The sequence below is a fragment of the Corallococcus aberystwythensis genome (assembly GCF_003612165.1).
Lineage (GTDB): Bacteria > Myxococcota > Myxococcia > Myxococcales > Myxococcaceae > Corallococcus > Corallococcus aberystwythensis.
This window is the reverse complement of record NZ_RAWK01000020.1, coordinates 14,784-40,511: the sequence shown is the minus strand read 5'-3', so window position 1 is coordinate 40,511 and position 25,728 is coordinate 14,784. Positions and strand designations below refer to the sequence as shown.

Here is a 25,728-nt window from a genome sequence, read left to right as displayed (position 1 = left end):
CCTCAGGATCCATTCTTGAGGCGGTTCTCGTGCATGCGCTCGAGCCATTCCATCGACTCCGAGGCCTGGGAACTCACGGTGCCCGCCCATCCCGGAACCGGGGTCGGGTCCTGGCGCATCTCCTGGAGTACCGGCAGCAACGGTGGATGCCCCGTATTGCCGAGGGCGTGGACCGCGCAGTAGCGCACCTCGGGCGAAGGGTCCTTCAGCGCTTCGAGCAGGGCGTCGACCGCGACCTTGAACTCCGTGGAGTCCGTCCTCACGCCCAGGAAGTTGTACGCCAGGTACTCCGCGGCCTGGCCACGGACCAGGGGCGCCTCCTGGACGTTCTTGAGGATGCCGACCATGAGGTCCCACTGCGCGAGATGGCCGTGCCAGGTCAGCGCGTAGAGGAGGGCGTGCCGCGTCTCGACGCGCGTCTCCGCTTCAAGGAACCGGAGCAGCGTGGACGTGGTCGACTTGTCGTAACACAGCAGCTTCGACGCCTTGACCATCGCGATCGGATCGCCGGCCAGGATGTCCTTCAGCGCGGCGTCGCGCTCTTCTGGCGTCGGCTGTGTGTCACTCATGAAGGGGTCCCCGTACGACTCAGCAGGTGCGCCACCGTGTGCTCCAACGCGAAGTGCTCACGGTACACGCGCGCCGCGCGCTCACCCAGGGCCTGGCGCTCATCGCCGTGCTCCAACAGGTGCTCCGCGAGCGCCAGCAGCGCGGTGGGTGACGCCTCGTCCGCGAGCGCTACCGGCCGCAGCTCGCGCCACAGCGGTTCGCTCAGGTGTCCGGTGTGGGTGACGATGGGGAGGCCCAGGCCCAGTCCGCCCATCGCGCTGCTTCGCCGGGCGCTGACGCCATCGGGGTACGGCTGCAACAGCAGCTCCGCGGCGCGCAGGTGCGCGGCCACGGCCTCCGGTGCCAGCCCGTCCCTCGCATGGAGCCTGCGGGCCAGCGCGGGATGCTTCCGTCCGAGCGATTCGCTCCAGGCCTGGCTGCCCCGGCCCAGGAGCAGTGCCTGCCGTTGTTCATCCCGCTGCAACAACGGCACGAGCACGGCCTCCAGCGGACCCGCGATGGACGCGCCATACGTGCCGAAGTGCGCCACCGTGGGGCCACCACCCAGCGCTTCACGCACCGCACGCACGGCGTGCTCCGGCACGTGGAGGGGCAGGGGACTGGGGATGGGACACCACCGGGCCTGACTCCGCAGCGGTTCGGGAAGATGCTCCGCCCAGGTGGGAATGGACACGTATGCGCGCCCCACTCCGAGCGCCAGCGTGCGCAGCATCAGCCGTGTGACTCCCGCGAGCACCTGATGCTTCCACTGCGCGCCGGGGCTCCACGGGTACACCGCCTCATGGAGGAACAGCTCGCGTTCATCCTGCCGCCTCGCGGCGAACCAGGCGCAGAACGGCACGTTCATCGCCTTCAAGCCGAACGCGTGGGGCACGTACTGGAGCAGCAGCCTCCGGGGGCCGGGCGTCGCATCCAGCTCGCGGGTCAGGCGCACCAGTCCCGGCGGTGTGAAGAGGCCGGGCCAACGGTGCACCGTCACGCCCTGATCCTCCGTGACGCCCTCCGCGCCGGGGGTCCAGACATGCACCGTCTCCCCCGCCTTCAACAGCGCGTGGGCGATGCTCCGGGTGTGGTCGGAGACGCCGCCGGGCGCCGGCGGATACTCCCCCGTCAACAGGTGCCACGGGCGGCTCACGGAGGCGCCCGCCTCGCGCGCAGCTGCTGGACCAGGGCGCGCAGCTCTCCCAGCAACGACAGTCCACGCCGCGAGGCCTCACGCGCGAGCACCAGCGCGGTGAGTACGCCCGCCGCCACCAGTGCCTGCACGAGCAGCCCGCCCTGTCCCATCGCGAGCCGCGAGAGGCCCAGCGCCAGCGCGAGCAGCGCGCCCACGGTGAGGAACGGTTCCATGACCTCGAACTCGAGCCGCGACAGCCGCGGGTTCCGGCGCGATACCAGCCTCGCGGTGACCCACAGCTCGGTCAGCGTGACGGCCGTCGCGCTCACGCCGACGCCGACGATTCCCCAGTGCATCACCGCCAGGGCGCCCAGACCGAAGCGCAGGACGCTCGCGGTGATGGCCACGTACATCCGTTCCTTCGCGTGGCCGCTCGCGTGCTGCTGGGAGTGCAGCAGGCCCTGTACCGCCTGCATCGACGCCTCGATGGTGAACCACTGCACCAGCGCGGACGCGAGGCTCCAGCGCTCACCGAAGACCACTGGGATGAAGGGCGGCAGTGCGATGACGCCGAACGGGATGGCCAGACACAGGAGCGCGCTCACGCGCCGGATGGACGTGCGCAGGTACTCCGACAACGCCTCCGTGTCCTGCTGCATGCGGCTGTAGGCCGGATACGCGACGCGGGTGAGGACGCTGCTCAGCGCGAGCGGCACTGAGGCCAGGGCGCTCGCCCAGTTCACCAGGCCCACCGCGTCCTTGCCCTCCATGCGTCCCACCACCAGCGGAATCCAACCCTGGAGCGCGGCCGGGATGATGCCCGTGAGCTGGAACCAGATGCCGAAGGACAGCAGCCGCTTGACGATGTCCCACCGGAACGCGCCCCGGGGCCGCCAGCCCGCCGCCGCCCAGAACATCACCATGCCCAGCCCGCCCCGTACGAGTCCGCCGCCGATGAGCGACCACGCTCCACAATGCATCCAGGCCAGGAAGATGGTGGTCGCCGTCTGCGCGATGCCTTCGATGAGTTCGATGCGCGCGAGCGCCGGGAAGCGCAGCTGGCGCTCCAGCACCATGATGGGGATGACGCGCAGCGAGTGGAAGAACAGCCCCAGCGCCATCACGCTCACCATGGCCGCGCCCGAAGGGCCCAGCTCGTAGGAGCGCGACAGCCACGGCGCGAGCAGCAGGATGACGCCCACGATGAGGACCGTGAACGCCTGGTGGCTCCAGAAGGCGGTGCTGATCTCGTCCTGCGTGGGTTCGTGCTGCTGGCGCACCAGCGACGCACTGAGGCCCAGGTCGCCCAGGAACGCGCCCATCGCGGCGGTGAAGGCCACGATGGCGAACGCGCCGTAGTCCCCCGGGAACAGCAGGTGCGACAGGGCGAGCGAGCTCACCACTCGCAGCCCCAGCGAGCCGAGGGTGCGCAGGCCCAGGGCGATGATGGAGCGCTGCGCGCGGTCCTTCACGTCCGACGTGCCCAGCGGAGGGGCGTCGGCGGCGTCCGGCGCGGAAGGGGAACGGCTGCTCATGGGGGAAACGGGGTGCTCCACGAAAGGAACTCCGACGGAGCCTATATGCGCGCCTGCTTCCGGCGAACAGGGACCGGAGGAGGAGGGCGCGCCCTGGCTCGCGGAAGGAGGGCCCGCATGCAGCCCCGTGGAGCGGACGGGCGGGCACGGGGGCGTCTGGCGTGGCGGCTCCAGACGGAAAAGCGCTGCGCAGATTATGCCGCGTGCGGCCGCAGGATGCCGCGAACCACGGAGTCGAGACATGGCCGAGGCTTCAGCGAAGAACGGGCACGGTGCGGGGAACGGGACGCCGACCGACAAGGCCCGCATCTGGGGAGGCATCGACCTGGGGGGCACCAAGATTGAAGCCGTCGTCGTGGACGCGCGCGGCGAGGTGCTGGGCCGGGCCCGCCACCCGACGCCCGCGGCCGGCGGTCCGGGCGAGGTGGTGAAGGAGCTCTACGGCACGCTGGGCGAGGCGGCGCAGGCCGCGGGCGTCGAGCCCGCGAAGCTCGCGGGCGTGGGCGTGGGCGCGCCGGGGTCGGTGGACGCGAACAGCGGCACGCTCGCGCACACGAGCAACGTCGCGGGCGGCTGGGACGCGCCGTATCCCCTGGCGTCGGACCTGCGTGACCTGGTGGGCGGCGGCAAGGTGGCGCTGGGCAACGACGTCCAGGTGGCGGTCGCGGCCGAGTACAAGCTGGGCGCGGGCCGCAACTACCGCTCGGTGCTGGGCGTGTGGTGGGGCACCGGCGTGGGCGGCGGCCTGGTGCTCAACGGCGTGCCATGGCGCGGGCAGGGCTCCGCCGGAGAGATTGGCCACATGGTGGTGAAGCCCGACGGTGCGCGCTGTGGCTGCGGCCGGCGCGGCTGCCTGGAGGCCTACGCCGGGCGCGCGTGCATGGAGCGCAAGGCGCGCGCGGAGGCGAAGCGGGGGGAGAAGACCCTCCTCTTCGACATCATGCGAGAGAAGAAGCGCACGCGCCTGTCCAGCAGCGTCTGGGCGCGGGCGTTGAAGGAGAAGGATCCGCTGGCGACATGGCTCATTGAACGGGCCATCGGGATGATGGGCGTGGCCATCGCCTCCGTCATCAACCTGCTGGACGTGGAGGCCGTCGTCATCGGGGGCGGGCTGGGATCGCGGCTGGCGCCCATGTACCTGGGCGCCATCGAGGACGCCATGCGCCCACACCTGTTCACGACGGAGCGCAAACCCGCCATGCACATCGCGGAGCTGGGCGACCTGTCCGGCGCCATCGGGGCGGCGCTGCTCGCGGGCCCGCCGATGTGAGCTATGAAGCGCGCGCATGCGCGTGCTCCTGGCCATCCATCACCCGCTGTCCCAGGACCTGGGCGCGCCCGGCGTGACGCTCGCGCTGGGCCGAGCGCTCCAGGCCCGGGGCTGCACCGTGGACTACTACGGCTACGGCGAGGCCTTTCCCGGCGAGCAGCACCACTCCGCGCTGCACAACCTGCGCTTTCCGTGGATCCTCTCCGCGCACCTGGCCCGAGTGGCGCGTCGCTACGACGTGCTGGACGTCACCACGGGCGACGCGTGGCCCTGGGCCCAGGCGGGCCGTCCCGGCGCTGCCCGCCGTCACGCGCTGGTGACGCGCAGCCACGGGCTGGAACACACCGTGTCCGAACAGCTCCGCGCCGACGCGCGCGAGGGCAAGGCGCACCTGAGCTGGAAGTACCCGCTGTATCACGGCGGCTTCCGTCTCTGGGAGGTGGCGAGGACGCTGCACCTGGCGGATTGCTCCGTGCTCCTCAACGACGCGGATGTCGCCTACGCGCGCGAACGGCTGCGCGTCCCCGCGTCGAAGCTGCGGCTCGTACCGCATGGGCTTTCGGAGGCCTTCCACGGCCTGCCGCCGCCCGCGCCGCCCGTGGACGGTCCGCTGCGGCTCGCGACCGTGGGCACCTTCATCCAGCGCAAGGGCCGCGAGGACGTCATCGCCGCCGTGGGCCGGCTGCATGCCCGGGGACTCGCCTTCACGCTGACCCTGTACGGCACCGGTACCCCCGAGCCCGAGGTCCGCGCCGCCTTCCCCGCGTCCGTCCAACCGCATCTGCGCGTGGTGCCGCACTACGCCCACGCGACCCTCCCAGCGCTGCTCGCGCACGAAGAGGTGCTCCTGTTCCCCAGTCACGCGGAGGGCTACGGCATGGCGCTGGTGGAGGCCATGGCCTCCGGGCTCGCGCCCGTCTCCACTCCCGTGGGCGTGGCCCCCTCCGTCGTGCACCCCGGCCGCACGGGCCTGCTCGTCCCCATTGGGGACGTGGACGCGCTGGTGGCGGCGGTGCTCGAGCTGGCGGCGGATCCCTCCCGGCGGCACGCCCTGCGCCGCGCGGCCCAGGCGGAGGTCCAGGGACTCACCTGGCCCGACATCGCCGCCCGCACCCAGGCGCTTTACGAAGAAGTCCTACGTATCCGGGCTGACAGCAGGTAGGCAGGCGGGTCGTTTCACGACTGCGACGCCTGGACGTTGACGCACTGCTTCGGTGGCCGTCACGATGCGGGGTGGACGCTCTTCCCGCATGGTCACCTTCTTCGTCGCCTTCCTCGTTTCGCTCCTCGTCGCGCTGGTGCTCACCTGGCGCGTGCGTGAGCGTGCGCTGGCGTGGGGCTGGGTGGATCAGGCCAACTCCAGCCGCAAGGTGCACGTGCGGCCCATCCCGCGGCTGGGCGGCATTGGCATCGTGGGGGGCTTCTTCGCGCCGCTGTGCGCGCTGTTCATCGTGGACTCGGGCGTGGGGAATCAGTTCCTCGCGCAGACGGAGCTCATCGTCGGCCTCTTCGTGGGCGGCGCCATCATCGCGGCGCTGGGCTTCTACGACGACCTCAAGGGCGCGGACGCGAAGCTGAAGTTCTCCGTGCAGTTCGCGGTGGCGCTGGGCCTGTACGCCATCGGCTTCCGCATCGAGGTGCTGGCCAACCCCTTCGGCCCGGAGCTGACGCTGGGGCTGCTCAGCCTGCCCCTGACGGTGCTGTGGGTGGTGGGCGTCATCAACGCGCTCAACCTCATTGACGGGTTGGATGGGCTGGCGGGCGGCGTCGCGTTCTTCGGCGTGGGCACCCACCTGCTGCTCGCGCTGATGCGCGGGGACGTGCTGCTGTGCCTGCTGATGGTGGCGCTCGCGGGCGCCATCCTCGGGTTCCTGGTGTTCAACTTCAACCCGGCCTCCATCTTCATGGGGGACACGGGCAGCATGTTCCTGGGCTTCGTGCTCGCGGCGGTGTCCATCAAGACGTCGTCGAAGAGCGGCACCGCGGTGGCGCTGCTCGTGCCGGTGATGGCGCTGGGCCTGCCCATCATGGACACGCTGCTCGCCATGGTGCGCCGCTCGCTGTTGGGCAGACCCATGTTCAGCGCGGACAAGGAACACATCCACCACCGGCTGATGAGCCGCCTGCTCCTGTCCCACCGCACCACCGTGCTGGTGCTCTACGCGCTGTGCACGCTGTTCATGGTCACGGCGCTGGGGCTGCACTTCGCCAACAGCATGCAGAGCGCGCTGCTGCTCTGCGGCGTGGGCGTGGTCATCATGGTGCTGATGCGCAAGCTGGGCTACCTGGACATGCGCCACATGGGCGCGGTCCAGCAGACGCGCCAGCGCAACCAGGAGCTGCGCTCGCTGGTGCGCTCCGTCACCGCCGCGGTGCGCGCGGCCGGTTCGTTCCAGGCGGTGTGGAACGCCGTCCGTCCGCTGTCCTCCGGCTTGAGCCTGTCCGTGCTGGAGCTGCGCCTGCGCCGCCCGCATGAGGACGTGAACGGCGGCGTCGTCTTCGAATCCCAGCACCCGGACGCCGGCGCCGCGACCGCGCTGGAGGTGCGCCTGGACGTGAAGGAGGCGGAAAGCCTGCTCGGCGCGCTGCGCCTGGTCTGGCGCGACGGCCGGGCCGCCATCGACCGGGACGAGGAGCTGGCGCTGGAGGTGGTCGCGGACGCGGTGGCGGAGCGCGTGGGGCAGCTCGTGGCGCTGGAGGCCGCGGAGCCCGAGCGCATCATCGCGCTCCGGCGGTGAGCCCATGACGTCCGCCCCGGCCCTGCTGACGCTGCTCCAGGCCTGGCCGGAAGCGCCGTCCGCTCCCGCGCCGTCGGAGGCGGGTGACTGCGACGCGCTGGTGAAGGCCGCCGTGCGCCACGGGCTTGCGGGCTTCGTCGAACATGCGCTCGCGAAGGCGGGCTGGACGCTGACCCCGGACGCCGGTGCGCTGCTCTCCCGCGAGGCCCGGATGAGCGCGGCGCGGGGCATGCGCGTGCGGTCGCTGCTGTCGCGAAGCCTGGCGGCACTCGGGGCCATGGGCGTGACGCCGGTGCTGCTCAAGGGCTACGGACTGGCGCGCAGGCTCTACCCGGAGCCGCTCCAGCGCGCGACGAACGACGTGGACCTGCTGGTGCCGCGCGCCCGGGTGCTGTGCGCCGTGCACGCGCTGGAGGGGATGGGGCTCACCCCCCAGGCCGGCGGCGTGGACCGGGATGACGCGCACCACGTGGAGCTCACCGGTCCGGACGGGATGGTGGAGCTGCACTACCGCGCGCTCGCGGGCTACGGCCAGGCGCTGGAGGGCGACGCGCTGGTGGCGCGGGCCGAGGACGCGACGCTGGACGGCCACCCCGTGCGCTACCTGTGCGCGGAGGACGAGGCCGTGTACCTGTCCCTGCACGCGAGCAACCACCTGCTGCAACGGCTGGCGTGGCTGTTCGACTTGAAGCTGCTGGCGCGGGCGCACCCGAAGCTCGACTGGGACCGGGTGGTGACGCGCGCCCGGCTCACGGGGCTGCCGCACCTGGTCTGGTACGCGTGGGACGCGGCGCACCGGCTGCTGGATGCGCCGGTGCCGGCGTGGGTGCTCAAGGCGCTGGCCCCGCCCCGGTGGCAGCGCGCGCTGGCGACGCGGCTGTTCTCCGGGCCCCGGCTGGTGGGGGCGGACCTGGCGCGCAGCAAGCCGGCCTGGGTCGCCGCGAAGCTGGCCCTGGCCCCCCGCGCCGGGCCCATGGTGCGGTACGGGCTGCGGCGGCTGCGCGGGCTCAGGCCGCCTGTCGTGACGGGGACGGAGCCAGGGGCGCCAAGGCCTGTCCGCTCGCCCGCCGGAAGACGGTGATTGCGGCGGGCGGGTCCGGCCCATTAAAGGTGCCGCACCATGGCGCCCAGCCTCCTCGAAACCTTCCGGGTCCTGTCCTCCTTCGAGCCTCCGCGCGGCAAGCTCCGGGGTGCGCCCTGGGAGGCCTACGTCGACTGGGCCATCTCGCAGGGGCTGGCGCCGCTGGCGGCGTACAACCTGGAGTACCGGATGGGTGGGAGCGAGGCGCCGGAGTGGGCCCGCGACCGGCTGATGTCCATCTACACCGGCTCCGTGAACGACAACGTCATGAAGCTGGTCCACTTCAAGCGCATCGTGGATCAGCTGGAGGGCCGCAAGCTGCTCTTGCTGGGCGGCGCGGCCTTCGCGGAGGCGCTCTATCCGCACGTGGGCTTCCGGCCCGTGCTGGACATCCAGGTGCTGGTGCGCCGCATGGACGTGGACGGCTTCGCCGGCTACCTGTCCAACCACGAGTTCGTCCCGGAGCCGGACACGGGCAACACGGGCGCCGCGCGCATCGTGTCCGACGGCCGCACCCCCATCCACATCTACGCGGACGTGCTGGGCGCGAACCGACGTGAGCAGTTGGCCGGCATCTTCGAGCGCGCCCGACCCATGAAGGTCTACGGCCAGTCCGTCTTCCGCCCGGAGCTGGAGGACGTGCTCCTGCTCACCGCGCTGGACCAGGCCCACCACGGGTATGACGTGCCGTGGCTGTCGTTCGTGGACCTGCGCGAGCTCATCACCGGCGCCACCTGGATGGGCGGCGTGTACTCGCGTCCGCTGGACGTGCCGGCGCTCCTGTCGCGCGCGGAGGCGTTCGGGCTGGAGCGCGCGCTCTACACGTCGCTGGCCATCGTGGCGCGGCTGTTCCCGGAGGCGGAAGGACAGGCCACCGCCGCCTTCCCTCCGCTGCGCCGCGCGACCCGTGAGCTGTTGGACAGGGGGGTGGTGGGTCCGGTGAGCACCCCCGGACGTTCGTCCGCCCTGCGGGGCGTGGACAGACTGCGACGCCTCCTCACAGGGCAATAAGCCTGTCTGGTCGCTCTGCGTCCTGCGCGCCCGGGCTTTCTTTCGGTGCGCGGGTCGGCGTATGAGTTCATGACGCCACCTGTCGAAACCAGGACACTCAAAGAATGCGCATTGCCATTATCGGATCGGGCTACGTCGGACTCGTCGCGGGCACCTGCTTCGCGGACTCGGGCAACGACGTCGCGTGCGTGGACATCGACGAGCGGAAGATCCGCATGCTCCAGGAGGGACAGGTTCCCATCTACGAGCCGGGTCTTGAGGAGCTCATCCGCAAGAACGTGAAGGAGAAGCGCCTCACGTTCACGACGAACCTGGCGGAGGGGGTGGCGAACGCCCAGGCCGTGTTCATCGCCGTGGGCACGCCGGAGGGTGAGAGCGGCGAGGCGGATCTCCAGTACGTGCTCGCGGCGGCGCAGGCGGTGGGCCGCGCGATGAAGCAGTACACGGTGGTCGTGGACAAGAGCACCGTGCCGGTGGGCACCGCGGACAAGGTTCGCGAAGCCATCGCCAAGGTGACCGACGTGGAGTTCGACGTCGTCTCCAACCCGGAGTTCCTCAAGGAAGGCGCCGCGCTGGACGACTTCTTCAAGCCGGACCGCGTCGTCATTGGCGCGGACACCGAGCGCGCCCGGACCCTCATGGGGGAGCTGTACGCGCCGTTCGTGCGCACGGAGAACCCCATCCTGTTCATGGACACGCGCTCCGCGGAGCTGACGAAGTACGCGGCCAACGCGATGCTCGCGACGCGCATCTCCTTCATGAACGACGTCTCCGCGCTCTGCGAGAAGGTGGGCGCGGACGTGGACTTCGTGCGCAAGGGCCTGGGCGCGGACAAGCGCATCGGCTACCCGTTCCTCTTCCCCGGCGTGGGCTACGGCGGCTCCTGCTTCCCCAAGGACGTGAAGGCGCTGGTCACCACGGCGCGCGAGTACGGCCTGGAGCTGGACCTGCTGCGCGCGGTGGAGCGCACCAACGAGCGGCAGAAGAAGCTGCTCGTGAACAAGGCCGTGAAGCACTACGGGTCGCTGGAGGGCAAGAAGTTCGGCGTCTGGGGCCTGGCGTTCAAGCCGAAGACGGACGACATGCGCGAGGCGCCGTCCATCGAGGTCATCGAGGGGCTCATCGGCAAGGGCGCGCAGGTGATTGCCCATGACCCGGTGGCCGCGCACGCCGCGAAGCGCGTCTTCGGCGACCGCATCCGCTACGCGGAGGTGCCGTACGACGCGCTGGAGGGCGTGGACGGCCTGTTCGTGGTGACGGAGTGGAACGAGTTCCGCCACCCGGACTTCGCGCGCATGAAGTCGCTGATGAAGTCGCCGGTGATCTTCGACGGCCGCAACATCTTCCAGCCCGCGCGCATGCGTGAGCAGGGCTTCACCTACTTCGGCATCGGTCGCAAGTAGATGAAGCAGCAGTCCGGCGGTTCGCTGGATGCACTGACAGGGCTGCGCTTCCTGGCGGCCCTGCACGTCGTCTTGTTCCACTTCGGCACCCCGTGTCTCAAGGGCGTGGCGCCGGAGTGGATGGTGCAGGTGGTGGCCTCCGGCTATGCGTCCGTGGGGGTCTTCTTCCTCCTGTCCGGCTTCGTGCTCGCGTACAACTACGTGGACACGGCCGGAAGGATGCAGACCCCGCCCCGGGCCTTCTGGAGCGCGCGTGTGGCGCGCGTCTACCCGGTGTTCCTGTTGATGTTCCTCCTGTCGGCGGTGCCCACGATGCAGGGCTCGCTGGCGGTGAACTCCCTGCCCGTGGCCGCGGCGAAGCTGGGCACGGCGGGGCTCACCACGCTGATGCTGCTCCAGTCCTGGGTGCCGAAGCTGGCGCTGTACTGGAACCCGCCGTCGTGGTCCGTGTCGGTGGAGGCGTTCTTCTACGCCGTGTTCCCCTCGCTGGCCGGACGGCTGGAGCGCTTCCGGGGCGCGCGCATGACGGCGGCCCTGGTGGGCGTGTGGATGCTGGGGCTGCTGCCGCCAGTGCTCTACCTGGTGCTGCGGCCGGACGGGCCGGGCCCGCTGAGCGTGACGACCGGCGGCACCTGGATGTCGGTGTTGAAGTTCAACCCGCTGGTGCGCCTGCCGGAGTTCCTGCTGGGCGTGCTGCTGGGGCTCGTCTTCGTGCGGGAGCGGGCGGCGGTGGCGCCCCGGCGCTCGGGCGCGGTGATGGCGCTGGCGGGCGCGGCGCTGCTGGTCGCGGGCTTCTCGCAGGGCGCGTGGATTCCGTATCCGCTGATGCACAACGCGCTGCTGGCACCCGCGTCGGCGCTGCTGGTGTACGGGCTGGCGCGCGGCGGCGGCCCCTTGGGGCAGGTGCTGGCGCGGCCGTGGCTGGTGCACCTGGGCGGAGCCAGCTACGCGCTGTATCTGCTCCAGTTCCCCGTCAGCGAAGGGGTGCACTGGCTGGAGAAGTTCGTGGACCTGTCGTCGCCCACGCGCTTCCTGACCGTGCTGCTGGTGTTGCTGGTGCCCGCGTCGGTGGCGGTGCACCGGTGGGTGGAGACGCCGTGGCGCTCGCGGGTGCGGCGCGGGCTTCAGCCGTGGGTGGATGGCACGCCCGCGCGGCCGGCTCCGGCTCCCGTGGTGCCAGGCGCGTAGTCCTCGCGGGCGCCGTCCTTCAGCGGACGGCGCTCAGCGGGCGAGGCCGCAGGCCTTCTTGCCTTCCTCGGTCTCGATGGTGCGGCAGTCGCAGCCCTCGAGCCTCGCCTCACACGCGATCTCATCCTCGGCGGTGGGCTCCACGCGGCCTTCCTCGTCGGCGGCGCGCTGCTGGCAGGCCTGCTTCTCCACCGAATTCAGGGCGCACTCACAGAGCTTCTCGGACAGCTCGCGGCACGTGCTCTTGCACGCGGTGAGTCCGGAGAGGGAGGCGCAGAGGACGGCGGCGGTGAGCAGGAAGCGACGCATGGGGTCGGGCGAAGATGCCAGATGGGTCCCCGGATGCAAGCGGTGTCCCGGGGGCCACGTTCATTCGACGCCCCGGGAACGCGGTGCCCGGGGAGGAGGCGTCCAGGCGACGCGTCCGCTGGCCGGGGGACGGAGCCCGGAAGCCCGCGAGGAGCGTGACATACTCCCGCGCCGCGCATGGCTCCTGGCTCCCACCGCGTCTCCCGGTACACCGTCTACGCGGAAGCGGCGCTCGCGGCGCTGATGGTGCTGGGCCCGGTAGCGCTGGGCGGCGCGGCGCGCTGGGTGTCCTGGCCGCTGGGCGTGCTGTCCGGGGCCGCGGCGGTGCTGGCGTTCGTGGGGGCGCGGCGGCAGGGAGAGACGCCGCGCGTGCCGCTGCTGGCCGCGCCACTGGTGGGGGGCGTGGTGCTGTGCGCGTTGCAGCTCGTGCCGCTGCCACCGGGACTGCTCGCTTGGGTGAGTCCGGAGGCCGCGTCGCTGCGCGAGGACGTGCTCGTGCCGTTGGGGCTCACGGGCTGGCGGCCGGTGTCGCTGGAGCCTTCCGCCACCTGGCGTGAGCTGGCGAAGCACGTCGCCTACCTGCTGACGTTCGTCGCGGCGGTGCAGGTGTGCCGTGCGCGCGCGTCGCGGCAGCGGCTGCTCTCCGTGCTGGCGTTCACGGGCGCGGCGGTGGCCGCGGTGGGGCTGGGGCACGCGCTGTTTGGCGTGGAGGCGCTGTTCGGCCTGCGCGCGTACGTGCATGCACGGCCTCCGCTGGTGACGCCGTTTGGAAACCCCAACCACCTCGCGGGCTTCCTGGGGCTGTGCGCGGCGGTGGCGGTGGGACTGGCGCTGTCGAGTCAGCCGCGTGCGCGCGCGTGGCCCTTCGCAATGGCGGCGGTCGTCTCCGGCGCGGGCGTGCTGCTGTCGCTGTCGCGCGCGGGCATCGTGTTCTTCGTCTTCGGGCAGGTGCTGCTCGCCGCGTGGCTGATGAAGCAGCGGCGCGAGGCGCGCACTCCCGCGAGGCCCGCGTGGGGACGGGGCGCGGCGGTGCTGCTCGGGCTGCTGGCGACGCTGTCCGTGGGCGCCTACCTGGCGGCGGATCAGCTGTGGGCGGAGGCGCGCACCGTGGACGGTGTGGAGTCCCTGCGCCGGGGCAAGATGGAGCCCTGGCCGATGATGGCCCGCGCGGCCCGCGCCTTCCCGGTGCTGGGCATGGGGCGCGGCGCGTTCGAGGCCGCCTTCCCCCGCTACCAGACCGAGCCCAACCCCAACACCTTCACGCACCCGGAGAACGCGGTGTTGCAGGTGGCGGCGGAGTGGGGCGTGCCGGGGTTGCTGCTGCTCGGGCTGGGCATCTGGGCCTTCGTGAAGCGCGTACGGCGCGAGGACCACGGGCCGGTGGAGCTGGCGGTGCTGTCCGGCGTGGCGGCGCTGGCGCTGCACAACCTCTTCGACTTCAGCCTGGAGCTGCCCGCGTGCGCGGTCGCGGTCGCGGTGGTGATGGGCGCGGTGGCCCGGCCCCGCGAAGCCGAGCGCATGGCCGCGCGGCGCACGAAGGTGGGCACGCTGCCCGCCGTCCCCGCGCTGGCGCTGGCGGCGGGGCTCATGGTGGTGATGCTCGTCGCGCTCGTGCCGGGACGGCGGAGGATGGTGGACGCGGAAGGCCTGCTGGCGGAGCGCGTGTCGGCCCGGGCACCGGGCACGGAGGTGCGCGCGCTGGGGCTCCAGCTCATCGACGTGCATCCGGCGGACTACCTGCTGTACCGGCTGATGGCGATGGCCTCCGTGTCGAACGGCGCGGCGGGCGCGAAGGACGCGTTGGCCTTCGTCAATCACACGCTCTACCTGCGGCCCCTGGATGCGTCCGCGCACCGCGTGGCCGCGCGGGCCCTGCTGCACCTGGGCCGGCGCGAGCAGGCCTTCCTGGAGTACCGGCTCGCGCACGAGGCCGGGGACACGCGCGTGTTGATCAGCGAGGCGATGCCCCGCGCCCGCACCGTCGAGGAGCTGAAGACCCTCACGTCCGAAACGCCCGGGCAGGTGGTGGAGCTGGCGGAGGCGCTGCTCGCCGGGCCCTCGCGTCGCTCGCTGGGACTCGAATGGCTCGCCTGGGCGCATGAGCACTTCGAGGGCCGGCCTGAAGCCACCGCATTGTGGATGCAGGAGGCGCGCGGACGGCTGGCGCAGCGAGAACTTCCCGAGGCGGAGGCGGCCTGCGCGGAGGTGGAGCGGCGCGCCCCGGACGCACTGGCCACGCACCTGCTGCGCGCGGACGTGTGGCGTGCACAGGGAAAGAGCGCGGAGGCACTCCAGTCCCTGGAGACGCTCGTGAAGCGCTTCCCCCATGACGTGGAGCTGGCCTTCACGCTGTCCACGCGGCAGCAGGAGGCCGGACTCACGCGAAGATCCCGGGACACGCTGGCCGCGGTGGCTCCCTACCTGACCGACCTGCGGCAGCGCGCGCGCCTGCTGTCACTGGAGGCAGACAGCTTTGAACGGGAAGGCTTGCTGGCCCGCGCCCTGGAGCAGCGCCGCTCGGTCGTGGGGCTTCTGCCCGGTCCGGAGAGCCACTTCGAGGTGGCCCGGCTGCAGGAGCTGCTGTCGCGTTACGACGCGGCGGCACGCTCGGTCCACGAGGGCTTGAGGCTCATGCCGCTCGGTGACGCACGGCGCGCGGAGGGCGAGGCCTGGGCGGCGCGGCTGGAGGCCCGCGAGCGTGCGCTGCAAGACGCACACAAGGGAACCCTGGTGGACCCGCTCGGGTCACCGGCGGTCAGCGACGCTCCTACGCCTTGAAGGCTTCAAGCCGAAGCGCCGGAGTCTTCCATGGGCGCTCCGTACGTTGCCTTTCCTTCCTCCTTCTCCCGCGGAAGCGGCTGGATGAAGGACGCGACCAACGGCCACTCCAGGCGCGCGAAGTCCTGAAAGCGCATCTCCAGTGCCTCTTCGTGCGAACCGGCGCGGAACAGCAGCCGCTCGTTGACGCTCAGGGATTCATCCATCGCGACGGGCAGGCCATACAGCTCGCCGAAGGGTGGCTCGGCCCCCGTCTCGCAGTCAGGGAAGTGGTCGACGAACTCGGACTCGGCGGCGAGCCGTGCGGTGCGGACTCCCAGGGTGTGGCGAATCTGCCGCAGGTCCACGGTCGTCATCGCGGGCACGACGACAATCCACGGCTGCCGGTCGGCCAGCACGATGACGGACTTGGCCACGCGCCTGACAGGCACGTTGAGGGCGTCCACGAGCTCCATCGCGCTCACGGCGCGGGGGTGGGCATACCGCTCGAAGGGAACGCGGTGGCGTCGCAGGTAGCTTTGAATGGCGTTCGGGATCATGGGGGACATCACCTCCTTCGGGTACAAGGTGTGTCCGGATGACGTGGGCGGCCATTCGCCACTTGAGTGGGGCGGCCGGGGCTGCCTGCCCTTGTCCGTCGCGACGGAGGGCAGGCAGGCAGCCACGTCATGTCACTGCTGGAAGTCGTACACGCTGCCCAGCTTGAGCAGGCGCGTCAGCTCGTCGAGCGCGGTCATCGTCTCGCGCGCCAGCTGCGGGTCCCGCACGTCCTCCGGCTTGAGCACGTCGCGGTAGTGCTTCCGCACCCAACCTGCGAGCGATTCATGCAGCGCCGGGGAGTAGAAGACGTCCGCGGTGATGGCGGCGCGCTCCGCGTCCGTGAGCGAGATGCGCTGACGCAGACACGCCGGGCCGCCGCCGTTGTTCATGGACTGGCGGACGTCCAGGTAGTGCACCGCCTTCACCGGGTTGTCCCCGGCGACGACGCGCTCCAGGAACGCGCGGGCGGTGGGCGTCTCGCGGCTCTCGATGGGCGCGATGATGGCCATGGTGCCATCCGGCAGCGACAGCACCTGCGAGTTGAACGGGTACGCGCGCACCGCGTCCTTCACCGGCAGCTCCGCATCCGTCGCGACCTCGAAGCGGAAGGCGTCCCCCAGCTTCTCGCGCAGCGTCTGGAGGAGCTTCGGGTGCTCCACGAACGCCAGCGCGTGCAGCATCAGGAAGCGCTCGTTGCCCACCGCGAGCACGTCCGTGTGGAACGCGCCCGCGTCAATGCCGTCCGGGTGCTGCTGCGGCAGGACGACCTGCTCCGGCGCCAGCTGGTGCAGCCGCGCCAGGGCCTGGCTGGACTCCAGCGTCTGACGCGCGGGGAAGCGCTGCGGCCCCTTCACGTCCTGCCACGCGCTGCGCCCCCAGGCGAGCACGTGCACGGCCTTGTGCCCCGGCGTGAAGAGGCGCGTGTGGTTGGCCGCGCCCTCGTCCGCGAAGTGCGAGGCGCCCGGCAGCGGGGCGTGCACCTGGAAGTGCTTCGCGTCCGCGAAGATGGCGCGCAGCACCGCGTGCGTGGTGTCCGCCTCGATGGCGCGGTGGAACATCTGCGTGAGGTTCGCGGGCGTCAGGTGCACCCGGCCGTCCGCCGTGTCCGCCGATGGCGCCACCGTGGCCGCGTTCGCCGTCCACATGGCGGAGGCGCTGGAGGTGAGCCGCAAGAGGTGCTCCGCGTCGCGCGCGGCGCGGGTGATGACCTCCTCGTCGGAGCCCGTGAAGCCCAGGGACCGCAGCGTGCGCAGGGAAGGGCGCGGCTGGGGCGGCAGCACCGCCTGGCCCACGCCCAGCTCCGACACGAAGCGCATCTTCTCCAGCCCCTGGAGCGCCGCCTCCCGGGGTTGGCTGGGCTGGCCGCCGTGGTGCTGTGACGCCAGGTTGCCCGGCGAGAGGCCGGCGTAATTGTGGGTCGGGCCAATGAGGCCGTCGAAGTTGTATTCGCGCATGGGATATGGAGACGCGTCGTGGAGCGTCCCCCTTTAACAAAGCGCCTCAAGCGTTACCTGCGCTACCTGCTCATCGCCGGGATGTTGCGCCTGCTCCAGTTCCTGCCGCTGGGCGCGGCCCGCACCCTGGGCATGACCCTGGGCGGCTGGGCCTACGCGCTCGCGGGCGGGGAGCGGAGGAAGGCGCTCAAGTCGCTGGCCCGCGCCTTCCCGGAGAGGACCGGCGCGGAGCGTGACGCGCTCGCCCGTGACGCCTTCCGCCACCTGGCCGCCGCCGCCCTGGAGGTCGCCTCCGCGCGGGCGCTGGAGGCCGGGCTGGAGTCCCTGGTGTCCTGGCCGGACGCGGACCGCCAGGTGCTGGAGGCCGCGCTGGCGAAGGGGAAGGGCGTCGTCTTCGTATCCGGCCACGTGGGCAACTGGGAGCTGCTCGCCCGGCGCGTGGCGAGGGCGGGCTACCCCAGCCAGAGCATCGCGAAGGAGACCAGCGACCCGCGCCTCACCGCGCTGGTGGAGGACTTCCGGGCGAAGGGCGGGGTGCGCAGCATCTGGCGCGGCCAGGAGGGCGCGGCCCGGGCCATGCTCCGAGCGCTCCGGAGCGGCGAAATCCTGGGCATCCTCATCGACCAGGACACCAAGGTGCAGTCCGTGTTCGTGCCCTTCTTCGGAGAGCTGGCGGCCACCCCGCGCGCCGCGGCGGACCTGGCGCTGCGCACCGGCGCGGCGGTGGTGGTGGGCTTCTGCCAGCGCGACGGCGCGGGCTACCGGCTCACCATGGAGGAGGTGCCGCACCCGGACGCGGCGGAGCGTGAAGCGGCCGTGCAGGCCCTCACCGCCGCCCTGTCGCAGCGCATCGAGGCGGCCATCCGCCGGGCGCCCGAACAGTGGGTGTGGATGCATCAGCGCTGGAAGACGCGTCCTCCCGAGGACGTTCCCCCCGCCCTTGCTGGCGCACCGTCCGCCCCGGCACGGTGATAAGGAAGGCCCTGTGCCGCGCCTGCTTGCCTTGAGCTTCCTGGGACTCCTCGCCACCGCCTGCGCGCCGCGCCGTCCGGCCCCGGGCGCCGCGAACGAGCCGCGCCCGGACGTGGTGCTGGAGGGCGCGCACCTGCGCTCCTACGAGGGCGACACGCTCCAGGTCTCCGGCACCGCTTCCCGCGTCCGCTACCGGCGCGCGGGCGGCGAGGTGCAGGCCTCCGAGGTCGTCGTGCGCCTGCCCCCCGGGAAGGGTGCGGAGGGCTCGCCCGCCTCCTCTCAGGGGGGCACTGTCATCACCGCGCCGAATATGGACGGCAGCCTCGCGTCCAAGACGTGGGTGGGCACGGGCGGCGTCGTCGTGCAGACGGGGGAGGGGCTGGTGGCCAACACCCCCCGCCTTACCTACAACGCGGACGCGCGGCGGGCCCACGGCGAGGACGGCGTGACGATGAAGGGCCCGGACTACCAGATGCGGGCGGACCGCTTCACGCTGTCCTCCGCGGACCAGACGTTCACCTTCGAAGGCGCGGTCGAAGCCGTGCTGGGTGGAGCGACGGAGTGATTGAGTTCCTCGTGATGGCGCTGTTCCTGGCGCAGCCCGCGTCCTCCCAGGCCGCCGCGTCCCCCGGTGCCCCGGCCGTCGCCCAGACGACCCCCGGCGCGAAGCCCGGTGCCGCGCCCGCCGCGAAGCCCGGTGCCCCCACGGCCCCGCCCGCCGCAGGCGCTCCGGCTGCCCCGCTGCCCGCGCCGGGCGCGTCGCTGGCGCCCACGGGCCTGCGCAACCCGGTGGACCTGTCCGCGGACCACGTCACCGGCGACCGCAACCAGGCGGTGCTCACCGGCAACGTGGTGGTGAAGCACCAGACCATGGACATCCGCTGCGACAAGATGACCGGCTACTACAACACCACCCGTCAGGTGACGCGCGTGGTGTGCGCCGGCAACGTGCGCGCCGTGGACGGCGACCGGCAGGCCCGGGGCGAGCGCGCGGACTACGACGTGCCCTCGGGCGTGCTGGTGGTGACGGGCTCCCCGGAGGCCCGCCAGGGCAACACCTACCTCACCGGCACCAAGGTGCGCCTCATCCTGGGCAACGAGCGCCTGGAGGTGGAGAACGCCCGCATCCTCGTGGACTCCCCGTCCACCACCGCCGTCCCCGGCACCCGCAAGAAGGCCCCCGCGCCGAAGCCGGCGGGCACGACGCCATGAGCGGCGCGAAGCTGTTCGCCGAGGGGCTCCAGAAGTCCTTCCGCAAGCGCCAGGTGGTGCGCGACGTGTCCTTCAACGTCGCCCCGGGTGAAGTCGTGGGCCTCCTGGGCCCCAACGGCGCCGGCAAGACGACCAGCTTCAACATGGTGGTGGGGCTGGTGACGCCGGACGCGGGCCGGGTGCGCGTGGGCGACGAGGACCTCACCCACCTGCCCATGCACCGCCGCGCGCGCCGCGGCGTGGGCTACCTGCCGCAGGAGGCCTCCGTCTTCCGCAAGCTCACGGTGCGCGAGAACTTCCTCGCCGTGCTGGAGCTCCAGAAGGGGCTCACCGCCCAGGACCGCAAGCAGCGCGCGGACACCCTCCTGGAGGAGTTCGGCCTCTCCCACGTCGCCGATTCCTGGGGCGAGACGCTCTCCGGCGGCGAGCGGCGGCGCGCCGAAATCGCCCGCAGCCTCATCCCCGCACCCCGCTTCATCCTCTTCGACGAGCCCTTCGCCGGCGTGGACCCCATCAACGTGGGCGACCTCCAGCGTCAGATCCACCTCCTGCGGGAGCGGGGCCTGGGCATCCTCATCACCGACCACAACGTCCAGGACACCCTGGGCATCTGTGACCGGGCCTACATCATCGCACAGGGTCAGATCCTCGAAGAGGGCACCCCCGCGCAGATCGCCGGCTCCGCCCGGGCGAGGGCCGTCTACCTGGGAGACCGGTTCCGTCTCCAGGCTCCTTGAAAAGCCGTCCTCCCCGTATGTCTCCAGATGCTCCGGGTGAAGCTGGCCCCACTTTTGCGTCGACGTTTGAACATCAGCCGAGCAGGCGGGGGTTACGGCAACCTGTCGGATTTCCAGCGGATTTTTAGACACTGCAAATCAGAAACCACGTGAGGGGCACTGGACGTGGCCGGGGGGCCTTGTTAGGTTGGCACGGTCCTTGATTGGAATCTCCAATCAAGTGGTCCGCATGCCTTCCGGAGACGCCCCCACATGGCGATGGAACTCAAACAGAGCCTGAAGCTCGCGCAGCAGCTGGTGATGACGCCCCAGCTGCAGCAGGCCATCAAGCTCCTCCAGCTCTCGCGAATGGAGCTCCTGGACCAGGTCCGCGAGGAGATGGAGCAGAACCCCCTCTTGGAGCAGCCCGAAGAGGGCATGCCCGGGGAGGTGAGCGAGAAGGAGCCTGGCGAGGCCTCGCTCGAGGCGGACAACGCGGAAGTCGCGCGGGACGTGGATCTGCCGTCCGCGACGCCGGAGAACGCCCAGGAGTTCAAGGCGGACGGCGAGGGCCCCCCGGAGATTGACTGGGAGTCCTACCTCAACAGCTACCAGTTCAACGAGCCCACCACCGCCTCCAACAAGGGCAACGTGGCCACGGACGACCTTCCGTCGTTCGAAGCCAACATGGTGAAGAAGGAGGACCTGGTCGACCACCTCCAGGAGCAGCTGGGCACGCTGCGGCTCAACGAGGCCGAGCGCCGCGTGGCGGTGCTGATCCTGGGGAACCTGGACGACGACGGCTACCTCAAGCTGCCCGACATTGAAGGCGACCCGCTCATCCGCCTGTCCAACGAGGCGGACGTGCCCATGCACGTGGCCGAGCGCACCCTGCGCCGCATCCAGAACCTGGAGCCCCGGGGCTGCGGCGCGCGCGACCTGCAGGAGTGCCTGCTCATCCAGCTGCAGGCGATGAAGGACCCGAACGCGGCGCTCTTGGGCCTCATCATCAAGCGCCACATGAAATATCTGGAGAGCAAGAACCTCCCGGCCATCGCCAAGGACCTCAAGGTCACCCTGGACGAAGTGGTCGCGGCGGCGAAGCTGCTCCCGAAGCTGGACCCGCGTCCGGGCCGCAACTTCAGCGGGGATGACGCGCAGTACATCACCCCCGACGTCTTCGTCTACAAGCTGGGGGACGAGGACTACACCGTGGTCCTCAACGACGACGGCCTGTCCAAGCTGCGCATCTCCGGCATGTACCGGAACGCGCTCAAGAACGGCGCGGTGAGCCCCGGGCAGACGAAGGAGTTCATCCAGGACAAGCTGCGCAGCGCGATGTGGCTCATCCGCTCCATCCACCAGCGGCAGCGGACCATCTACAAGGTCACCGAGAGCATCGTGAAGTTCCAGCGGGACTTCCTGGACAAGGGCATCGCGCACCTGAAGCCCCTCATCCTGCGCGACGTGGCGGAGGACATCGGCATGCACGAGTCCACCGTCAGCCGCGTCACCACGAGCAAGTACGTGCACACGCCGCAGGGCATCTTCGAGCTGAAGTACTTCTTCAACTCGTCCATCGCGCGCGTGTCCGGCGAGGACACGGCCAGCGAGGCCGTGAAGCACCACATCAAGCAGCTCGTGTCGCAGGAAGACGCGCGCAACCCGTACTCGGACCAGAAGATCGTGGAGCTGCTGCGCTCGCAGGGCACTGAAATCGCCCGCCGCACGGTGGCCAAGTACCGCGAGGTGCTGGGCATCCTCCCCAGCAGCAAGCGCAAGAAGTACTTCTAAAGCCGTCCGCGCCTTCCGGCCCTGCACGCCAGGGCCGGAAATGGGGCATGAAGCGGTCCCATGGACCCCGTGCTCCCCCATGATGTCGGTGTTCCCCACCGCGACCCTGTTCCGCTCGTCGTCCCGCCCGTCACCCTGGAGGGGAGGGCGGCGTGGCTGGAGCCCCTGGGCCTGGAGCACGTGCCCGCGCTCGCGGCGCTCTGCGAGCCCGAAATCTTCGCCCACTTCTCGCGCGTGCTCGCCACGGAAGGCGACGTGGAGAGCTACGTCGCCGCCGCGCTGAAGGCGGCCGCCGCGGGCACCGAGCGGCCCTTCGTCATCCGTGAGCGGGCAGGCGGCGCGGTGGTGGGCACCACGCGCTACCTGGACATCTCGCGCGAGTACCGCACGCTGGAGATCGGCTCCACGTGGCTGGGCCGCCGGGCGTGGCGCACGCGGGTGAACACGGAGTGCAAGTACCTGCTGCTCACGCACGCCTTCGAGTCCCTGGGCGTGATGCGCGTGCAGCTGAAGACGGACCGGCGCAACGTGCGCTCGCGGGCGGCCATCGAGCGGCTGGGCGCTTCCTTCGAGGGCATCCTGCGCAACCACATGCTGGTGCGCGGCGGCGTGGTGCGGGACAGCGCTTACTACGCGTTCATCGACACCGAGTGGCCAGGCGTGAAGGCGCGGCTCGAAGGACTGCTGGCGCGGGAGTGATAGGGTGCCGGCCGCCATGACCTTCCCCGCTCCGAGCCCGCGCCGAACCGTGTCCCGTCTCACCGCCCTGGGAGCGCTCGTGGCGCTCACCGGCTGTGGCGGAGGCGAGACGCGGGTGATGTCGCTGGCGGAGCTCGCGGACCGCTCGCTCACGTTCGGGCTGGCGGACGTGGATGACGCGGAGACGCCGGACGCGCAGGGCGCGCACCGCTTCACGGTCAGCTACTCGGTGGCGGCGGACGGTCCTTGCTCGCGCTTCGCGGACGACGTGACGGCCACCTTCAACGGCCAGCCCATGACGCTGGTGCCGGGCGGCGCGTCGGACGTGGGCGGGCGCGCGGAGGCATGCGAGAACAGCCGCGTCTACTTCAACTTCGACCCGGCCGCCTGGGGCCGCGAGCCGGTGGAGGACATCACCGTGCAGCTCCAGGACGCCACCAGCACCGTGCGCCTGGTGGTCCTCAAGGCCAAGGCCAAGCGCAAGTTCACGTTCCAAGGCGAGGGCACCCCGGACAAGCTGCGCGTGGGCCAGTCGTATGACTTCCTCTGGGAGCCGGCCACGGAGGTCCCCGGACCCGTGGAGGCGCTGCTCCTGCGCGAAGGGGGCCGGGCGCCCGGCGTGCTCTCCGTCACGCAGGACGGCAACAAGGTCGCCCTCCACATCCCCGCGGCCACCCCGCAGGCGAACCACACCCTGACCCTGGGCGCGGACCTGGTGGGCACCGTGGGCGAGTGCACGGGCGTGGCGTCGTGCTCGGGCGCCATCTACCACTCCCAGGACTTCGTGCTGTCCGTGGTGCCCTGAGGCTGGCGGGCCATCAGGGGGACCGGGCAGGCGGCCTGCGTCTGATTGCCGCCCTGCGCCAGCGCCTCCACCGTGTGGGAACGCCTTCTTCCCCACGGAGTGATGACATGGCCCGCAGCCCCGACCCTCGTGAAGCTGGACCCAAGCCGCCCTTCCCGGAGCAGACGCAGTCCGCGCCCGGCCACGAGGGCGCCATGTCCCCGGAGCCTGACTACGGCGAGCAGTCGTACAAGGGCTTTGGCCGGCTGAAGGACCGCGTCGCGCTGGTGACGGGCGGCGACAGCGGCATTGGCCGCGCGGTGTGCCTGGCCTTCGCGCGCGAGGGCGCGGACGTGTCGTTCGCGTACCTCAACGAGGGCGACGACGCGAGCCACACCCGCCGCGTGGTGGAGGCCTCCGGACGGCAGGCGCTGGCGCTCGCGGGTGACATGGCGCTGGAGGCCACCTGCAAGCGAATCGTCGAGGACACGGTGAAGCGCTTCGGGCGCATCGACGTGCTCGTGAACAACGCGGCCTACCAGGGCAAGGCAGTGGCGAAGTTCGAGGAGCTGGACGCGGAGCGCGTGGAGCGCACCTTCCGGGTCAACATCCTCGCGATGTTCCACATGGTGAAGTACGCGCTGCCGCACATGAAGCCGGGCGCGACCATCATCAACACGGCGTCCATCCAGGCGTATCAGCCCTCGGCTGAAATCCTCGACTACGCGACCACGAAGGGCGCCATCGTCGCCTTCACCAAGGGCCTGTCACAGGAGCTCATCAGCCGGGGCATCCGGGTGAACGCCGTGGCGCCCGGCCCCGTGTGGACGCCCCTCATCCCGCAGTCCTTCGACGGGGAGAAGGTGAAGGAGTTCGGCAAGAGCTCCCCCGTGGGCAGGCCCGCGCAGCCCGCGGAGCTGGCGCCCTCCTACGTGTTCCTCGCGTGCGACGAGTCCCGCTTCGTCACCGGGGACATCCTGGGCGTCACCGGAGGCATGTTGCTGGCGTGAGGGCCACGCACGCGGTGTGGGGGAGACCTGACCGGAAAATGGGGCCCGGGTCGGAATCCCCACCGCGTGCCCAGCAGCGGACACAACACGTGTCCTCTGGCGGTCGCTTGCGCGAGCGCGAGCAGTGAACGGGAAGTTCCAACCTGGGGGGCCGGGTTGCTTTCGGCGTGGGCTCCGTTTCTGATCTGTCACGGAGCTTACCTCTCTCCCTAGGAGGCGGCCACGCATGCAGCTCAACATCACCTTCCGTCAGTTCGGATCGTCGGATTCCCTGAAGGAGTACACCCGTGAAAAGGTCGAGCGGGTGAACCGACTGCTGGACCGGGCTGGTGAGGCCCACGTGGTGCTGTCGTTGGAGCGGCACCTGCACCACGCGGACATCACCATCCACTCCGGCGCCTGGGTCCTCCGGGGGCGTGAGAAGAGCGATGACATGTACGCGTCCATCGACCTGGCGATGGACAAGATCGAACGCCAGCTGCGCCGCTACCGCGACAAGCTCAAGTCGCACCACGGCAAGGAGAAGGTCCACCACCGCCAGGACCTGGTGAACAACCTCAAGGTCCGCCACGACGTCTTCGAGGTCCACGAGCCCGAGGAGACCGCGGAGTCCGCGTCGCCCGCCATCCAGGCCGCCCCTGCCTCCGAGCCCCAGCAGCCGGGGGCCGAGGCGGGCGTCGCCCGGCTGGTGCGCACCACGCATCTGGCCATCCAGTCGCTGTCGGTGGACGACGCCGTGATGCAGATGAACCTGATGAACAACGACTTCTACGTGTTCCAGAACCAGCAGTCCCAGGCGCTGTCCATCGTCTACCGCCGCAAGGAGGGTGGGTTCGGCCTCATTGAACCGCACCTGCCCGAAGCGCCGGTGGCCGCCACCGGCACCTGACGGCCCGGGTAGGAACCGGGACCGGGTCCGGGGCGTGGGTGCCCCGGCCCGGGGCCCGGGCTGACGCGCAGTGAGCGAAGCGCCTGCCACCGCCCAGGCGACCCTTGCGCGAATCCAGTGTGAGGAGTAATTGCCGGCCGAGGAATCATTGCCGGCCCGGAGCGCCAAGTGCGGGAGCGCCATTGAGAATCGCCGATTTCCTCAGCCCCCAGGCCGTCGTCGCGGACATGCAGTCCCGGACGAAACCGGAGGTGCTGCGCGAGCTGAGTGCCACGTTGGCCCGGGCGCACCCGACGCTGCGCGAGGACCGGCTGGTGGCGGTGCTCCAGGAACGCGAGAAGCTGGGCAGCACGGGCATTGGCGAGGGCGTGGCCATTCCGCACGGCAAGCTGGCGGGCATGGACAGCCTCCAGGCGGCCTTCTGCGTGTCGCGGGCGGGCGTGGACTTCGAGTCCATCGACGGCAAGCCCACGCACCTGTTCTTCGCGCTGGTGGCGCCGGAGAACAGCGCGGGGGTGCACCTGAAGGCGCTGGCGCGCATCTCGCGCCTCTTCAAGAACCCGCGCTTCCGGGCGGCCATCCTCGAAGCGCCCACGGCCGCGGACATCCACGCCCTCATCGTCCAGGAAGACGCGCGGCCCTGAGGGGCTGACAGGAA

The 25,728-nt window shown here is 71.0% G+C and carries 24 protein-coding genes; 18 read left to right on the top strand and 6 right to left on the bottom strand.

Translation table 11 applies throughout. The features are described 5' to 3' along the window. Window positions 1-2 precede the first annotated feature (2 nt). The 3 genes from D7W81_RS05300 to D7W81_RS05290 are packed head-to-tail and all read right to left on the bottom strand — an operon-like array spanning window position 3 to window position 3,222. Complete coding sequence (locus D7W81_RS05300; protein ID WP_208721174.1) at window positions 3-569, bottom strand: HEAT repeat domain-containing protein; 567 nt, start codon at window positions 567-569, stop codon at window positions 3-5. Further along, on the bottom strand, window positions 566-1,705 hold the full coding sequence (locus tag D7W81_RS05295) for a glycosyltransferase family protein (protein ID WP_120554217.1): 1,140 nt from the start codon (window positions 1,703-1,705) through the stop codon (window positions 566-568). The genes D7W81_RS05300 and D7W81_RS05295 overlap by 4 nt, the downstream gene beginning before the upstream one ends. Next, a complete protein-coding gene (locus D7W81_RS05290; RefSeq protein ID WP_120554216.1) occupies window positions 1,702-3,222 on the bottom strand; it encodes an oligosaccharide flippase family protein in 1,521 nt (506 codons plus the stop codon). The genes D7W81_RS05295 and D7W81_RS05290 overlap by 4 nt, the downstream gene beginning before the upstream one ends. A 241-nt stretch (window positions 3,223-3,463) precedes the next feature. Between D7W81_RS05290 and D7W81_RS05285 the strand changes: the two genes are divergently transcribed. The 7 genes from D7W81_RS05285 (at window position 3,464) to D7W81_RS05255 (ending at window position 11,913) form a co-directional block, all read left to right on the top strand. Then, window positions 3,464-4,492, top strand: a complete 1,029-nt coding sequence (locus D7W81_RS05285; protein WP_120554215.1) for an ROK family protein — start codon at window positions 3,464-3,466, stop codon at window positions 4,490-4,492. A 16-nt stretch (window positions 4,493-4,508) separates the two neighbouring features. After that, window positions 4,509-5,654 (top strand): glycosyltransferase family 4 protein, encoded by a 1,146-nt coding sequence (locus D7W81_RS05280; RefSeq protein ID WP_120554214.1) that lies wholly within the window; start codon window positions 4,509-4,511, stop codon window positions 5,652-5,654. Window positions 5,655-5,742: 88 nt separating this feature from the next. Then, window positions 5,743-7,230, top strand: coding sequence for an MraY family glycosyltransferase (locus D7W81_RS05275; protein ID WP_120554213.1), 1,488 nt, complete (start codon window positions 5,743-5,745; stop codon window positions 7,228-7,230). Window positions 7,231-7,234: 4 nt separating this feature from the next. Continuing rightward, the gene (locus tag D7W81_RS05270; RefSeq protein WP_120554212.1) at window positions 7,235-8,311 is read left to right on the top strand and encodes a nucleotidyltransferase domain-containing protein; all 1,077 of its coding nucleotides are present in this window, start codon (window positions 7,235-7,237) and stop codon (window positions 8,309-8,311) included. 39 nt (window positions 8,312-8,350) lie between these two features. Continuing rightward, entirely contained in the window at window positions 8,351-9,322 is a 972-nt protein-coding gene (locus D7W81_RS05265) for a nucleotidyltransferase domain-containing protein (protein ID WP_120554211.1), read from the top strand. A 104-nt stretch (window positions 9,323-9,426) separates the two neighbouring features. Continuing rightward, on the top strand, window positions 9,427-10,725 hold the full coding sequence (locus D7W81_RS05260; RefSeq protein ID WP_120554210.1) for a UDP-glucose dehydrogenase family protein: 1,299 nt from the start codon (window positions 9,427-9,429) through the stop codon (window positions 10,723-10,725). Continuing rightward, window positions 10,726-11,913: an acyltransferase family protein gene (locus D7W81_RS05255; protein WP_120554209.1), complete on the top strand. Its 1,188-nt coding sequence runs from the start codon at window positions 10,726-10,728 to the stop codon at window positions 11,911-11,913. It abuts the gene before it with no gap. A gap of 33 nt (window positions 11,914-11,946) precedes the next feature. Here D7W81_RS05255 and D7W81_RS05250 read toward each other — a convergent pair whose 3' ends face one another. After that, a complete protein-coding gene (locus D7W81_RS05250) occupies window positions 11,947-12,222 on the bottom strand; it encodes a hypothetical protein (RefSeq protein WP_120554208.1) in 276 nt (91 codons plus the stop codon). 177 nt (window positions 12,223-12,399) lie between these two features. Here D7W81_RS05250 and D7W81_RS05245 point away from each other — a divergent pair, with 177 nt between their 5' ends. Next, entirely contained in the window at window positions 12,400-15,000 is a 2,601-nt protein-coding gene (locus tag D7W81_RS05245; protein ID WP_120554207.1) for an O-antigen ligase family protein, read from the top strand. A gap of 5 nt (window positions 15,001-15,005) precedes the next feature. Here the strand turns inward: D7W81_RS05245 and D7W81_RS05240 are convergent, their stop codons facing one another. Further along, the gene (locus tag D7W81_RS05240; protein WP_208721172.1) at window positions 15,006-15,539 is read right to left on the bottom strand and encodes an aminoacyl-tRNA deacylase; all 534 of its coding nucleotides are present in this window, start codon (window positions 15,537-15,539) and stop codon (window positions 15,006-15,008) included. 132 nt (window positions 15,540-15,671) lie between these two features. Continuing rightward, window positions 15,672-16,994: an N-succinylarginine dihydrolase gene (gene astB / locus D7W81_RS05235; RefSeq protein ID WP_120554206.1), complete on the bottom strand. Its 1,323-nt coding sequence runs from the start codon at window positions 16,992-16,994 to the stop codon at window positions 15,672-15,674. 18 nt (window positions 16,995-17,012) lie between these two features. On the opposite strand from astB, the gene D7W81_RS05230 reads away from it, so the two are divergent. From D7W81_RS05230 to D7W81_RS05185, 10 genes are all read left to right on the top strand, one after another. Next, complete coding sequence (locus tag D7W81_RS05230; RefSeq protein ID WP_120554205.1) at window positions 17,013-17,966, top strand: lysophospholipid acyltransferase family protein; 954 nt, start codon at window positions 17,013-17,015, stop codon at window positions 17,964-17,966. A gap of 13 nt (window positions 17,967-17,979) precedes the next feature. Further along, on the top strand, window positions 17,980-18,531 hold the full coding sequence (locus D7W81_RS05225) for an LptA/OstA family protein (protein ID WP_120554204.1): 552 nt from the start codon (window positions 17,980-17,982) through the stop codon (window positions 18,529-18,531). Then, window positions 18,528-19,178: an LptA/OstA family protein gene (locus D7W81_RS05220; RefSeq protein WP_120554203.1), complete on the top strand. Its 651-nt coding sequence runs from the start codon at window positions 18,528-18,530 to the stop codon at window positions 19,176-19,178. Before D7W81_RS05225 ends, D7W81_RS05220 begins: the two co-directional genes overlap by 4 nt. Beyond that, a complete protein-coding gene (gene lptB, locus D7W81_RS05215; RefSeq protein WP_120554202.1) occupies window positions 19,175-19,915 on the top strand; it encodes an LPS export ABC transporter ATP-binding protein in 741 nt (246 codons plus the stop codon). The genes D7W81_RS05220 and lptB overlap by 4 nt, the downstream gene beginning before the upstream one ends. Before the next feature lie 252 nt (window positions 19,916-20,167). Further along, on the top strand, window positions 20,168-21,688 hold the full coding sequence (gene rpoN / locus D7W81_RS05210; RefSeq protein WP_120554201.1) for an RNA polymerase factor sigma-54: 1,521 nt from the start codon (window positions 20,168-20,170) through the stop codon (window positions 21,686-21,688). 60 nt (window positions 21,689-21,748) lie between these two features. Continuing rightward, window positions 21,749-22,387, top strand: coding sequence for a GNAT family N-acetyltransferase (locus tag D7W81_RS05205; protein ID WP_120554200.1), 639 nt, complete (start codon window positions 21,749-21,751; stop codon window positions 22,385-22,387). A gap of 49 nt (window positions 22,388-22,436) precedes the next feature. Further along, window positions 22,437-23,192: a hypothetical protein gene (locus tag D7W81_RS05200; protein WP_244226976.1), complete on the top strand. Its 756-nt coding sequence runs from the start codon at window positions 22,437-22,439 to the stop codon at window positions 23,190-23,192. 107 nt (window positions 23,193-23,299) lie between these two features. Then, window positions 23,300-24,181, top strand: a complete 882-nt coding sequence (locus tag D7W81_RS05195) for an SDR family oxidoreductase (protein WP_120554198.1) — start codon at window positions 23,300-23,302, stop codon at window positions 24,179-24,181. A 226-nt stretch (window positions 24,182-24,407) separates the two neighbouring features. Beyond that, complete coding sequence (hpf, locus tag D7W81_RS05190; protein WP_120554197.1) at window positions 24,408-25,070, top strand: ribosome hibernation-promoting factor, HPF/YfiA family; 663 nt, start codon at window positions 24,408-24,410, stop codon at window positions 25,068-25,070. A gap of 182 nt (window positions 25,071-25,252) precedes the next feature. Next, window positions 25,253-25,714, top strand: coding sequence for a PTS sugar transporter subunit IIA (locus D7W81_RS05185; protein ID WP_120554196.1), 462 nt, complete (start codon window positions 25,253-25,255; stop codon window positions 25,712-25,714). The last annotated feature ends 14 nt before the right edge of the window (window positions 25,715-25,728 follow it).